Origin of the sequence: Paracoccus sp. SCSIO 75233 (assembly GCF_027912675.1) — a bacterium.
Lineage (GTDB): Bacteria > Pseudomonadota > Alphaproteobacteria > Rhodobacterales > Rhodobacteraceae > Paracoccus.
Genome location: NZ_CP115757.1, coordinates 2,820,050 through 2,832,312, shown reverse-complemented (window position 1 = coordinate 2,832,312; position 12,263 = coordinate 2,820,050). Strand labels below are relative to the sequence as shown.

Genomic DNA, 12,263 nt, shown 5'->3' with positions numbered 1-12,263 from the left:
CGCCACACCGGAACCTGAAATTCGGCCCGGTGCAGGTCGCGCTATACGCCGGGCATATCGCTATCCGGCCAGTGGGTCGGTTGGATCAGATCGCACGCGTCCGGGTCATGCGCTTGTCAGCAACTGGCGCATGTTGGAGTGTTTTTGCGGTGGCCAGTGATGGCCGCGTTGGCTTGACAGGTTCCGGTTCTGGCGGGGCATGGCAGGCTTGTCGGGCAGGCCGATCAATTTGCCGTCGCGAATCCAGTCCAGATCGCTGCCGTAAAGCTCGGCAATCAGGGTGGTGGTGAGCCGGTCCAGGGTTTCCGTATATTCGGCCGTGCCGGCGAGGTCGTGCCGCTCATCCGGGTCGGATTGCAGGTCGAAAAGCTGGCATCTGTTGCCGACAGGGTAATAGATCAGCTTGTAGCGTGCATCACGGACCATGCGCGTTGCATCGCTGCCCGTGCCGAACTCACCATAGATCATCTGGCGCGGGCTTTCGGAGATCATCGGGCGACCGTCGGCGCTGTCAGGGACTTCGATACCGGCCAGCGACAGGAGCGTGGGCATGACATCGGCCAGCGTGACGAGCCGGTCATCCTCGGCGCCGATGCCGATCGCGGTGTCGGTCGGGCGCCCCATGAGGATCATCGGCACATTGGCCGAGCCGCGATAGAACAGGCTTTTCGCCCAGAGCCCGTGATCGCCCAGCATATCGCCGTGATCCGATGTGAACAGGATAATGGTGTTATCCAGCAGCATTTCCTCGCGCAGGGTGCCGATAATCAGCCGCAGCTGGTGGTCGATATGGGTGCAGAGCGCATAGAAGGCCCGACGGATTTCGGCGATCTGGCGCGCCGAGTATTTTTCGCCGCGCTTCCGTTTGGAGGCGACCGCGAAGGGCAGATCCTGTGTCGCGTCCCAATCATCGGTTATCGGAGCCTCAATCTCCATATCGCGATACATGTCGAGATAGGCTTGCAGCGGCACAAGCGGCGGGTGCGGGTGGCGGTAGGCCAGATACCAGAATGCCGGTCTGAGCGGGTCGCGGCGTTTGATCTGCCGGATCATCTGCTGGGTGGACCAGTTCGTGACATGGAGTTCTTCGGGCAGGTGCCAGGGCCTGTGGACATAGCCGTCCGTGCTCATGCCATGATCGAATTGCTGGCCGGGATATCCCTTGTCGCCCAGCCAGATTTCGTAATCATCCATCACGCCGTATTGGGCGCGGCCTTCTTCCTCAAGCTGGACATCGTGGAAACCGATGCGGTCCCGCTGCGGAAACACATGCAGCTTGCCGACCGCGTGGGTCTGGTATCCGGCGGCGGAAAACGAGGCGGCGAGGGTTTCGGGCGGCATCGGCATCTGATCGTCGTAAACCCTGTCGCCGTGGCGACGCGACGACGCGCCTGTCATGAGCGAGCGGCGGGCGGGTACGCAGATCGGACATTCGCTATGGGCATTCGTGAAGCGTGTGCCATTACGGCAAAGCTCGTCCAGCGTGGGTGTCTGGATCACCGGATGGCCTGCCGCGCCGAGCATATGGGCCGACCACTGATCGACGGTGATGAGCAGAACATCGGGACGATCTGTGCCGGTCATGGGGTGTCTTCCTGTTTTCTGGTTTCCCGTTCGCGCAGGAAGGCTTCGGTGCGGCTGAAACCCCTGACCATATGGTCCCTGATCTCCGCGATCATGGCGTCGAGATCATCGCCCTGTGCCAGTTCCACATATCGCAGATGCCCGGTCGCCAGCGGGCCGCGCCGACGATGCGCGCGATGATGTGCGGCCCAGTAAAGCTGCAGCTTTCCGCGCATGCCGTTCCAGACATTGAGAAGCAGAGAGTGGCCGCAGCTTTCATAAACATGGCTGTGGAGGGAGAGTTCTTCGGCGATGCTTGCCTCATCATCGCCCTTTTCGATGCAGGCGAGGAGGCGTTCATGACGCTGTGTCAGCTCTGTCCGATAGGCGGCGTCGCGCCGGTCCCATACCTGCCGGAAGGCAAACACTTCCAGTTCGGTGCGGAGCGAGAAGATTTCGTTCACCTCCTGCAGGGACAATTCGACCACATGGGTGCCGGTATAGGGTACGGTGACGAGCAGCCCCTCCTTGATGAGTTCGCCGAGTGCTTCGCGCAGGGGGCCGCGGCTTACGCCGAAGATGCGGGCCATCTCTGCTTCGACAACCGGCGCACCGGGGGCGAGTTCGCCGCTGATGATCGATGCCCGCAGCGCGTCGACGATCTGTCTGCGGAAGGTCGTCCGCTGGAGTTGCCCGATCCCGGTTCTTGATTCTGCCAGTGCCACGGCGTCTCCTCGTCCGCTTTGCTATTCGACTTCTGCGTGATGCTGATAGCCCACGCAAACACTCGCACAAGGGTTAACTTTTTTCTTGATTTAATTTTGCCGACAGCAGATTGTCAACAATAAGCGATGGCTGGATGCGCCTTCTTTCGGCCATAACGCAAACAGGTGTTCATGGGAGGAACCGAATGTTTTCAAAGCGATCAATGATGCGGGCCGTGGTGGCTGCGACAATAGCCTTTGCGACGACGCTGCCGGTCGCGGCCCAGACCGCGCTGGAGACGGTGACCGAGCGGGGTGCGCTGCGCGTCGGCATGGCGGCGGCTGATCCGTGGTTTTACAAGGATCCGATCTCGCAGGAATGGACCGGCGTCGGGGTCGAGATGGGCAAGGCGATGGCCGCGGAACTGGGTGTCGAATTCACGCCCGTCGAAACCACCTGGGCAAATTCGGTTGCGGCGATTCAGGCCGGGCAAATTGACCTGATGTTCGTCCTCGATCCGACGGAGGAGCGTAAGAAGGCGATCGATTTTCCCGATAACCCGTTATTCTACTATGCCATGGGCGCGCTTATTCAGGACGGGATGGAAGTCGCGGAATGGCAGGATCTGAACGTCGAGGGCACGGGCATCGGCGTGACGCTTGGGACCAGCGTGGATCGCCTGCTGACCGAGACGCTGCCCGAAGCGAAGATCGAGCGTTTCGCATCCAATGATGAGGCGGTCGCGGCCTTCGCCTCGCGCCGCGTCGATGCCGTGTCGCAGTTCCATCCGGCCCTGATCGTGCAGGTTTCGCGCATTGGCACCGGCAGCGTGGTGTTGCCGAAGCCGATCCATGCGGTTCCGACCTCGGTCGGGCTGCCCAAGGCCGACGATCCCTCGTTCAAGGATTGGGTCAATGAGTTCATCACCAATTCGTATGAGAGCGGCCAGACGACAGAGATGTTCGAGACCTATCTTGCGACCAAGGGTCTGGACCCGAAAACCGTGCCCGGGCTGGTCAAGGAAGACTGGGATTGATCGGGGCCGGCGCCGTTTCTGAGTATGGCAGATAATCCTGCGGAGCGACGCGACCGATGCGTCGCTCCTGCGGCGGGGGATTGAATGCAGCAATATCAATGGGATTTTGGCGCGGTGCTCGCCTATTGGCCGATGCTGGCCGAGGGGTTGTGGGGCACGATCGCGATCTCGGTGCTGGCGATATTGTTCGGCATCGTCGGGGGAGGGATCGTTGCGGCGATGCGGATGTCTCACCTGCTGCCGCTGAGAATAATCGGGACCGCCTATATCGAGTTCTACCGAAACACCCCCGGTATCGTGCATTTCTTCTGGGTCTATTACGCATTGCCGGTCGTGGCGGATGTGAATCTGGGGCCGCTGGAAGCGGCGGTCATTGCGCTGGCGACCCAGTCCAGCGCCTTCTATGCGGAGGTGTTGCGCGGCGGCATTCAGTCCATCGTGAAAGGACAGTGGGAGGGCGCGACGGCGCTTGGCATGTCGCGGCGGCAGGCTTTGCGCCGGATCATCCTTCCGCAGGCGGCGCGGCGAATGGTTGCCCCGTTCGTGGAGCGGTCCTTCGAGATTGTTAAGACATCCTCGCTGGCTTCAACGCTCGCCTATGGGGAGCTTCTGTATCAGGGGATGCAGATCGCCTCCATCACCTATCGTCCGCTCGAAACTTACACGCTGCTGGCGGCGATCTATTTCGCGCTGCTTTACCTTCTGTCGTCGCTTGCAAGGATGGCCGAAGACCGGCTGCAGGAGATCTGAGGCATGGGTTATCAGTTCGATTTCTCTCTTGTCGTCGATATCCTGCCCGTGCTGTGGCGTGGGGTCATCGTCACGCTGGAGCTGTGGGCGGTCTGCCTTGCCGTGGGGCTGGTGATCGGGTTTTTCGTAGCACTTATGCGGATCTCGTCCTCATGGCCGCTCCGCTTTATCGGGCGCGCATTTGTCGAGATTTTCCGGAATATTCCCGCCCTGATCCAGTTGATCTGGTTCTTCTATGCGTTTCCGATCCTGATCGGGGCGCAGCTTACCCCGTTTTTCGCCGCGGTTCTTGGCATCAGCCTGAATACGGCTGCGTTTTCCGGGGAAATCTACCGCTCCGGCATTCAGTCGGTCGAGCGGGGGCAATGGGAGGGTGCGAAGGCCATCGGCATGAGCCGGTCCGCGACCTTCCGCCGGGTGATCCTGCCGCAGGTCTTCCGCCGGATGCTGCCAGCTTTCACAAACCGGGCGGTCGAGGTGGCAAAGGTCACGTCGCTGGCCTCGATCCTGAGTGTTCAGGAGTTGATGTATCAGGGCCGGATGCTGTCCTCGACCTATTACCGTCCGCTGGAAATCCTGACGACGGTCGGCCTTGTCTATCTGGTGATGATCTATCCGCTGACATGGACCTCAGCCGCGCTTGAGCGCCGGATGCGCAGGAGAGCCTGACGATGATCGCGCAAGACGAAATAACAGGAGCCCCGCAGATGACCGAGACCGCCGCTGCCCTGACCGACGAAACGATCCTCCGTTGCATCGGGCTTAGAAAGTCATTCGGCAGCCTCGATGTGCTGAAAGGCATCGATCTTGAGGTGAAACGTGGTGACCGCATTGCCATTATCGGAGGCTCGGGGTCGGGCAAAAGCACGCTGCTGCGCTGTCTGAACTTCATGGAACTGCCGACCGGCGGCGAGGTGATCCTTGATGGTGAGCGGATCGGAACGACCCGCACCGGCCGGGACGGGTCGGAAACGGTCAGCTATAGCGAGCGTGAGCTGATCTCGGTGCGCAAGCGGGTCGGCATGGTGTTCCAGCAGTTCAATCTTTTCCCGCATATGAGCGCTGCTGAAAACGTGATGGAGGGGCTGGTTTCGGTGTTGCACCGCCCCCGACGCGCAGCGCGCGAACGTGCCGCCGAAGAGCTGGAGCGGGTCGGTCTTGGCGACAAGCTGGATGTGTATCCGGGCCGTCTGTCGGGTGGTCAGCAGCAGCGGGTTGCCATTGCCCGCGCGCTTGCCCTGGACCCGGAGGTCTTGCTGTTCGATGAGCCGACATCCTCGCTCGACCCGGAGCTTGTGGGGGAGGTGCTGCGCACCATCCTGACGCTGGCCGAGAGCGGGCGGACGATGCTGCTGGTGACCCATGAGCTCGGCTTCGCCTATCGCTTCGCGACCCATGTCATCTATCTCTATGACGGTGTCGTGCATGAAACCGGATCAGCCGAACAGGTCTTCAAGAGCCCGCAAAAGGAACTGACCCGTGCCTTCGTCGCCCGGTCGTCCGAATTTTCACTCTGAGTTTTCAGCCAGAAAGGCCCGTCATGAATCCCGCTTCCAGTGCTCAATCCTATGATGGCGATCCCCGCAATGACGACGCCCTGATCTATGTGAACGGCGATTTCGTGCATCGCGACAAGGCGACGGTTTCCGTCTTCGATGCAGGCTTCGTTCTGGGTGATGGAATCTGGGAGGGGTTGCGGCTGGTGAATGGCAGGCTTCTGTCGGTTGACCAGCATATGGACCGTCTGTTCGAGGGCGCGCGCGCCATCTCGCTGGATATTGGCATGAGCCGTGAAGAGGTGGTGCAGGCGGTGCTGGCAACCTGTGAAAAGAACGGGTTTGCGGACAACACGCATATCCGTCTTATGATCACGCGCGGACGCAAGACCACGCCGAACCAGGACCCGCGTTTCATGGCCTCCGGCGCGACCGTGGTGATCGTGGCCGAGATAAAGAAGCCGAGGACGGAGCTGTCGGAGAACGGGCTGTCGCTGTTCACATCGACGTTCCGTTGCTCGACGCCGGATGTGTTTGATCTGCGTCTGAACTCCCATAGCCGGCTCAATCTCATTCAGGCGCTGATTCAGGCCATTGCGGCTGGCGCCGATGAAGCCCTGATGCTGGATCAGCGGGGGCTGGTGGCAAGCTGTAACTCGACCAATTTTTTCATTATCCGTAAGGGGGAGTTGTGGACTTCGCCGGGTCTTTATTCCTTCAACGGGATCACCCGGGGCCATGTCTTCGATTTGTGGGCCGAAAAGATCGGCGCGGCGCATATGAAGGATTTCACCCTGACGCAGGCCTATTCTGCCGATGAAGCCTTCGTGACCGGCACCCTGGGCGGGATCACGCCAGTGACGAAAATCGACGGCCATGTGATCGGCGATGGCAAACCCGGCGAACTGACACGGCGGGCGGCCAGGGTCTATTGGGACTGGGTCAGGGAAAGCTGTAACTGAGACGGGCGGGACAATATGTCCGCTCTCTCTGCCCGATACTGCGATAAGGGGACGAAGAAATGCCAGATGTCAGCCCGGATTCCCGCATCCTGATTGATCCTGCCCTGACGCCGGGCCGCGATCTGCTGGCCGCGGGGCGCAAATTGGCGCGCGGCTGGTCGTTCGGTTCCTGTCCGTTCCTGACCGAACAGGGGGTGGCCTCGGAGGCTGAATACAAGCGTCGCGTTTCCGGCACCGGGCGGATCATGCAGCATGCGCATATCGGGTTTCGGAATGTCGACCGGACGATCTCGGCCATCGGGGAGGTGCATGAAAAATGCCGGCAGGAAGGCGTGACCGTCGACCGGTTCGGCATCACGCTGGACTGGTCGATGGGCTATCCGAAGGAGCGGCGCGATTCAGCGATGCGTGGCACCGGGATCGTGCTGAACGCGCCGGAGGACTTTGCCCGGATCACCCATGCGGCACCTGCCGCTTCGCATTTCGGGGATTTCATGCTTGGCCTGCCGGGCGCGGTCGAGAATACCTGTGCAGCGCTGGCGGCAGGTGCGTCTTCGCTTGGCAATCTGGGCCAGTATTTCACGTTTCGCTTGCCCTATTGGGACGACGACGTTGCCACGACCGAGGCGACGGTCACGGCGCTTGGGGTGATTGCCGGGCAGGAGGCGGAGATACTCGTCCATTCCAACCTCGATGACGGCTTTGCGGGCCTGTTCATCGACATGGCATGTGCGCTTGGGATGGTGCTGATCGAGAAACATATCGTCGAAGACCTGATCGGCGCGCGGCTTAGCCATTGCTATGGGCATCACTTCAGCGATCCGTTGTCGCGCGCCGCATTCCATGCCGCACTGGCGCAGGTGTCCGATACGCCCGGCACGATGATTTTCGGCAACACCGTTTCCTATCAGTCAACGGCTGCGGGAAATTATGCGAGCCTTGCCAGCTATTTGCTGGCGGATACGCTCGCGCTCGGGCGCTGGCCGCTTGGTCATGCCGTCAACCCGGTTCCGGTGACCGAAAACCAGCGGATACCGGATGTCGATGAAATCATCGATGCCCAGATATTCGCGCATCGGCTGGCCCAGCATTCGCCGTTCTATGACACGCTGCTCGACTGGGGCAAGGTGACCGCGATGGCCGATGAACTGGTGGCCGGGGGGCGGCGCTTTGCGCAGACGGCGCTTCGGGGGCTGGCAGATCGCGGCGTTCCGGCGGATGATCCGGCGGCCCTGATGCTGGCGATCCGGCGGATGGGTCCGAAGCGGATGGAGGCGCTGTTCGGTCCCGGAGCCGAGGGACCGCGTGGGCGTGTCCCGCTCATTCATGCGGAGTGGGCGCGCGAACTTAACCACAAGGCCGAGGCCTGGGTGGCCGGGCAGGACCGGCTTGCCGCGCCGCTTCGCGTGTGCATCGGAACGACGGATGTTCATGAACATGGCAAGTATCTCGTCGAACAGGCGCTGATCGGGCTGGGTGCCGAGATTGTCGATGCGGGTGTCGCGATCGACGCGGAGAAGCTGGTCGCGCGCGCGATCGAGGGCCGGGCCGATGTGATTGCATTCAGCACCTATAACGGCGTCGCACTTGGCTATTCGCGCGCGGTTCTGAAGGAAACCGAAGCTCAGGGGGTTGACCTGCCGGTCATGGTGGGCGGACGCCTGAACGAGGTGCCGAAGGATTCCAATTCCGGCCTTCCGGTCGACGTGACCGAAGAGATCAACCAGCTTGGCGTCGGCGCCTGTCGCGACCTTGACGATATGGCGGCCTTCCTGCGGAAGGTGGCTGCGACGAAAACCGCTGCGGCGGTTTGATCTGGCTGACCGGCTGCGGCGCGTGGCCACGCTGCGCCCGAAGCGTCAGGGCGCGTCGCTGCGGTTGAGGATCGAAAGTGACTGCGGGTCGAGTTCGTGGCGCGCGGCGATCACGATTTCATCAAGCTGCGCCATGCTGGTCGCGCTGGCGATAGGCGCGGTAATCGCGGGCTGCGTCCTGATCCACGCAATCGCGGCTGCTGCGGGGGAGATCCCTTCTGCCTCCGCCACGGCGATCAGCTTTTGCAGGATGCGCAAATTCCGTTCGTTCATGAACGAGGCGACGCGGGCCGAGCGCGCACCTTTCAGATCGGCCTGGCTTCTGTATTTGCCGCTGAGAAACCCGGCGGCGAGTGCGAAATAGCTGATGGCCCCCAGCTTTTCGCGCTGGCACAATTCGGCCAACGTACCTTCGAACTCATTGCGCGCGATCAGATTGAATTCCGGCTGAACGCTTTCCGGCCTTGGCAGTCCCAGATCATGGCTCACGCGCAGCAGGTCGCTGATCTGGGCAGCGCTGAAGTTTGAAACGCCGAAAAAGCGGATTTTCCCGGCGTCGATCAGCCGGGCCATGACCTGCACGGTTTCTTCGGTCGGCGTCTTATCGTCGGGCTGATGAAGCTGGTAGAGATCGATGTAATCGGTCTTCAGGCGGCGCAGCGAATCGTCCACGGCCTGCGTAAGCCAGCGCGCGGAAAGCCCCTCGCGTCCTTCGCCCATTCGCATCCCGCCCTTGGTCGCGACGATGACCCGGTCGCGCCCGCCACGCATCGACAGCCAGTCGCCGATCAATGCTTCGGATTCGCCGCCTTCATGGCCTTCTGCCCAGTTGGAATAGACATCGGCCGTGTCGATCATGTTGAGGCCCCGGTCGATCAGGCCGTCCAGCAGCCGGAAGCTCTTCTGCGCGTCCACGGTCCAGCCAAGCACGTTGCCGCCGAACACAACCGGCGGCACCATGAGATCGGACCGGCCGAGCCGTCTTGTCAGCATCCCGTCTTCTCCTCCAGAAACTCTGGTCCCAGTTCCGCTATCCGGGCACAGCCGATTCCGGCCATGACCAGATCGGTTTCCTGCCGCAGGATCGACAGAACCTTGCGCGCGCCGTCCTGACCGTCCGCGGCGACGCCGTAGAGGGTCGGGCGTCCGGCGAAGACAAAATCCGCGCCGAGGCACAGGGCCTTGATGATGTCCGATCCGCGCCGCACGCCGCTGTCGACGAGAAGCGGGATCTCTGCCCCGACCTCTGCCCTTATCCGGGGCAGCATTTCGATGGGGGCTGGCGCTTCGTCCAGCGCCTTACCGCCGTGATTTGACAGCATGACGGCATCTGCGCCGGTGTCGACGGCGCGTCGTGCGTCTGCGGGGTGCAAGATGCCCTTCACGATCAGCGGACCCGGCCAGCGGCTACGGATGTCCTCCACATCGCGCCAGACAAGCGTGCCTGTCTTTCCCGGGACGAACGCCTGATCGAAGAAGAATGCCATAACTTCTGAGGGCGTCGCGTTCTCGGCTGCGTATTGCCGCCAATTGTTCATGGTTTCGATGCCGCCACTGCTGAGAAAGCGGAGGAACCAGGCGGGATGGTTCAGGACTTCGCGGGCCAGCCGGGGCCAGTGTGACGGTTTCGGGCGGAACGGAACCGAAATCCCGTTGCGGAGATGGCGCTCCCGTTTGGGTGTGACCGGCGTGTCCACGGTCAGGACGAGGGCTGCAATCCCGGCGTCGCGGGCACGGCGGATTTGGTCGTGAGTGATGGACCGGTCGCGCGCCGGATAAAGCTGGAACCACGCATGGTCCGGTGCGATCCGGGCGATATCCTCAAGCGAGGCGCCAGCGGCACCCGACAGCGCGAACGGAATATCTGCCTCCCGCGCCGCCGCTGCGAGAAAGCGGTCGGCGTCGCGTCGGAAAATCTGTGCCGGGCCGGTCGGGGAGATGCCGAAGGGCATTGAATATCGCCGTCCGAAAAGCTGTGTCTCAAGACTGCGTTTCGACACATCGCGAAGGTAACGCGGCAGAAGCCGGTAGCGTTCGAAAGCCTGCCGATTGCGCGCAAGCCCGGCTTCGCCGTCGACGCCCCCGGCAATGAAATCATACAGAAAACCCGGCAGGTAGCGGCGTGCGGAAAGCTCTATATCGTCGAGGTTTATCGCGTTCCGCGGTCTGCCCATTCCATCAGCCCAGATTATTGGCCGCGACAAGACCGCTGAGAAGCTGCGCCAGGTCGTCACGCTCTTCGGTTGACAGCGTGGCGATGATCTCAAGTTCCAGTTCCGCATGGGCGGCCATTGCGCGTTCGGCGAGGGAAACGCCTTTTTCGGTCAGCTGGACAATCACGCTGCGACCGTCGCCTTCTGCGCCGCTGCGCTGCACATAGCCTTCCGCTTCCAGCTTGCGCAGTAAATTCGACAGACCGCCGGAGGACAGGACGATTGATGACAGCAACTCTCCGGGCGTCATCCGGTAGGGTGCGCCGCTGACGCGGATTGTCGCAAGTATCGCGTAGCTGGGATATTTCAGACCGAATCGCGACAGGTTACGGTTGATCTTTTCTTCTATAAGCTGGTGCAGGTGGAGGACGCGTCCGACCACGGCTTTTCCGCTGCTGTCGATCTGCGGCATCTCGCGATGCCACATCTTCAGTCCTCGTCCGATCCGGTCGTTCTTCAGATAGTGGTTCGTTTTTTCGTCCAATTTCACGCCTTCGAAACGCTGAGCATTCCCGTAATCTTGCACCGATCCGCGCGACAGGTGCATCTGTTTTATATCTTTTTAGTATCTTTTTCAAAAGCTATATGCAAAGATTGACCAACCGCAGCGTTTCAGGCTCGCGGGGACATTAACGAACTGGGAGGTATGTTTTGTCCAAGAAATTCGCTTTCGCGATGACCGCAGCGATCACTGTCGCAGGAACCGCGACCGGCGCACTGGCGCAGGAACTTGTTGTCGGCGCGTTCGGTGGTTCATTCGCAGATAACGTGCAGACCTGCTATATCGCGCCCTTTACCGAGGCGACCGGGGCGTCGGTGATCCTGAAGCCTGCCAGTTCGGCCCAGCACGCGGCATCGGTGCGCGCGACGGCGGGGCAGTCCGATATGGATCTGGTTTTCGCTGACGATGCGTTCGCCGTGCAGATGGCGAATGAGGGACTGCTGATTCCGCTGGACCGCAGCAAGCTGAGCAATGCGCCAGACATCATCGACGGCGCATGGGGTAAGGATGACGCCTATGTCGCTGCCATGCTGGGCGCGACGACGATCGTCTATAACAAGGATACCGTCTCCGAAGCGCCGACCTCCTGGAATGATCTGTTTGATCCGAAATATGAGGGGCGCGTCACCATCGGGGATGTCTCGGCAACCGCTGGCTGGCAGTTCCTGGCCGCCGTGAACGAGATGGAGGGCGGTACGCTGGAAGACCCGACGCCCGGCCTTGAGAAAATAGCGCCGCTGGCGAAATCTGCGGTTCTTCTGCACACGCAGGCCGATCAGGTCGTGTCCCTGTTTGAGCGGGGCGAGATTGATCTTGCCGTGTGGTATCCGGACCGTGCGGGCGTGGCCATCAAGGGCGGTCTTCCGCTTGCCGTCGCCTATCCGGAAGAGGGCGCGGTCGGTATTCGGCCGACCATCTCGATCCCGAAAGGCGCGCCGAACGCCGATCTGGCGATGACGCTTGTCGACACGATCCTGTCCGTCGAGGCGCAGAAATGCTTCTCTGAAGCGCAGGTGATCGGCGCTGTGAACCGCAAGGTCGAGCTGTCCGATGATCTGTCCGACCTGCTTCCCAGCCCGGAACAGACGGAACAGATGCTGTTTCTTGATCCCGCGGACATGGCCGTCGTCATGCCGGACTGGACGCGCCGCTGGCAGCGTGAAGTCCTGCGCTGATACCTTTGCGGCCCCGGACACCATCCGGGGCCGTTTCAGTCAGCCTT

At 61.5% G+C, this 12,263-nt stretch carries 12 protein-coding genes; 7 read left to right on the top strand and 5 right to left on the bottom strand.

Annotation, left to right across the window (positions count from 1 at the left end):
- Positions 1 to 105 precede the first annotated feature (105 nt).
- Both PAF12_RS13770 and PAF12_RS13765 read right to left on the bottom strand, forming a co-directional pair.
- Positions 106 to 1,584: a sulfatase-like hydrolase/transferase gene (locus PAF12_RS13770; protein ID WP_271107558.1), complete on the bottom strand. Its 1,479-nt coding sequence runs from the start codon at positions 1,582 to 1,584 to the stop codon at positions 106 to 108.
- Entirely contained in the window at positions 1,581 to 2,288 is a 708-nt protein-coding gene (locus tag PAF12_RS13765) for a GntR family transcriptional regulator (protein WP_271107557.1), read from the bottom strand. Before PAF12_RS13765 ends, PAF12_RS13770 begins: the two co-directional genes overlap by 4 nt.
- 203 nt (positions 2,289 to 2,491) lie before the next feature.
- Here PAF12_RS13765 and PAF12_RS13760 point away from each other — a divergent pair, with 203 nt between their 5' ends.
- The 6 genes from PAF12_RS13760 (at position 2,492) to PAF12_RS13735 (ending at position 8,326) form a co-directional block, all read left to right on the top strand.
- Positions 2,492 to 3,304: a transporter substrate-binding domain-containing protein gene (locus PAF12_RS13760; protein WP_271107555.1), complete on the top strand. Its 813-nt coding sequence runs from the start codon at positions 2,492 to 2,494 to the stop codon at positions 3,302 to 3,304.
- Between the two features lie 84 nt (positions 3,305 to 3,388).
- Positions 3,389 to 4,054, top strand: a complete 666-nt coding sequence (locus tag PAF12_RS13755; RefSeq protein WP_271107554.1) for an amino acid ABC transporter permease — start codon at positions 3,389 to 3,391, stop codon at positions 4,052 to 4,054.
- 3 nt (positions 4,055 to 4,057) lie between these two features.
- Complete coding sequence (locus PAF12_RS13750; protein WP_271107553.1) at positions 4,058 to 4,723, top strand: amino acid ABC transporter permease; 666 nt, start codon at positions 4,058 to 4,060, stop codon at positions 4,721 to 4,723.
- Between the two features lie 38 nt (positions 4,724 to 4,761).
- A complete protein-coding gene (locus PAF12_RS13745) occupies positions 4,762 to 5,571 on the top strand; it encodes an amino acid ABC transporter ATP-binding protein (RefSeq protein ID WP_271107551.1) in 810 nt (269 codons plus the stop codon).
- Between the two features lie 23 nt (positions 5,572 to 5,594).
- On the top strand, positions 5,595 to 6,512 hold the full coding sequence (locus tag PAF12_RS13740; RefSeq protein WP_271107550.1) for an aminotransferase class IV: 918 nt from the start codon (positions 5,595 to 5,597) through the stop codon (positions 6,510 to 6,512).
- A 59-nt stretch (positions 6,513 to 6,571) separates the two neighbouring features.
- Positions 6,572 to 8,326 (top strand): cobalamin-dependent protein, encoded by a 1,755-nt coding sequence (locus PAF12_RS13735; protein WP_271107549.1) that lies wholly within the window; start codon positions 6,572 to 6,574, stop codon positions 8,324 to 8,326.
- 45 nt (positions 8,327 to 8,371) lie between these two features.
- On the opposite strand, the gene PAF12_RS13730 is transcribed toward PAF12_RS13735, so the two are convergent.
- The 3 genes from PAF12_RS13730 to PAF12_RS13720 are packed head-to-tail and all read right to left on the bottom strand — an operon-like array spanning position 8,372 to position 11,086.
- Positions 8,372 to 9,319, bottom strand: a complete 948-nt coding sequence (locus tag PAF12_RS13730) for an aldo/keto reductase (protein ID WP_271107548.1) — start codon at positions 9,317 to 9,319, stop codon at positions 8,372 to 8,374.
- Positions 9,313 to 10,500: an alpha-hydroxy acid oxidase gene (locus tag PAF12_RS13725; protein WP_271107547.1), complete on the bottom strand. Its 1,188-nt coding sequence runs from the start codon at positions 10,498 to 10,500 to the stop codon at positions 9,313 to 9,315. The genes PAF12_RS13730 and PAF12_RS13725 overlap by 7 nt, the downstream gene beginning before the upstream one ends.
- Before the next feature lie 4 nt (positions 10,501 to 10,504).
- Complete coding sequence (locus PAF12_RS13720) at positions 10,505 to 11,086, bottom strand: MarR family winged helix-turn-helix transcriptional regulator (RefSeq protein WP_271107546.1); 582 nt, start codon at positions 11,084 to 11,086, stop codon at positions 10,505 to 10,507.
- A 104-nt stretch (positions 11,087 to 11,190) separates the two neighbouring features.
- Here PAF12_RS13720 and PAF12_RS13715 point away from each other — a divergent pair, with 104 nt between their 5' ends.
- Positions 11,191 to 12,216 (top strand): ABC transporter substrate-binding protein, encoded by a 1,026-nt coding sequence (locus PAF12_RS13715; RefSeq protein WP_271107545.1) that lies wholly within the window; start codon positions 11,191 to 11,193, stop codon positions 12,214 to 12,216.
- Positions 12,217 to 12,263: the final 47 nt, after the last annotated feature.

Excerpts from the sequence above, each read along its gene's own strand:
- PAF12_RS13770 (WP_271107558.1), bottom strand. The coding sequence starts at position 1,584 with ATGACCGGCACAGATCGTCCCGATGTTCTGCTCATCACCGTCGATCAG.
- PAF12_RS13760 (WP_271107555.1), top strand. The coding sequence starts at position 2,492 with ATGATGCGGGCCGTGGTGGCTGCGACAATAGCCTTTGCGACGACGCTG.
- PAF12_RS13755 (WP_271107554.1), top strand. The coding sequence starts at position 3,389 with ATGCAGCAATATCAATGGGATTTTGGCGCGGTGCTCGCCTATTGGCCG.
- PAF12_RS13750 (WP_271107553.1), top strand. The coding sequence starts at position 4,058 with ATGGGTTATCAGTTCGATTTCTCTCTTGTCGTCGATATCCTGCCCGTG.
- PAF12_RS13745 (WP_271107551.1), top strand. The coding sequence starts at position 4,762 with ATGACCGAGACCGCCGCTGCCCTGACCGACGAAACGATCCTCCGTTGC.
- PAF12_RS13740 (WP_271107550.1), top strand. The coding sequence starts at position 5,595 with ATGAATCCCGCTTCCAGTGCTCAATCCTATGATGGCGATCCCCGCAAT.
- PAF12_RS13735 (WP_271107549.1), top strand. The coding sequence starts at position 6,572 with ATGCCAGATGTCAGCCCGGATTCCCGCATCCTGATTGATCCTGCCCTG.
- PAF12_RS13730 (WP_271107548.1), bottom strand. The coding sequence starts at position 9,319 with ATGCTGACAAGACGGCTCGGCCGGTCCGATCTCATGGTGCCGCCGGTT.
- PAF12_RS13725 (WP_271107547.1), bottom strand. The coding sequence starts at position 10,500 with ATGGGCAGACCGCGGAACGCGATAAACCTCGACGATATAGAGCTTTCC.
- PAF12_RS13720 (WP_271107546.1), bottom strand. The coding sequence starts at position 11,086 with ATGCACCTGTCGCGCGGATCGGTGCAAGATTACGGGAATGCTCAGCGT.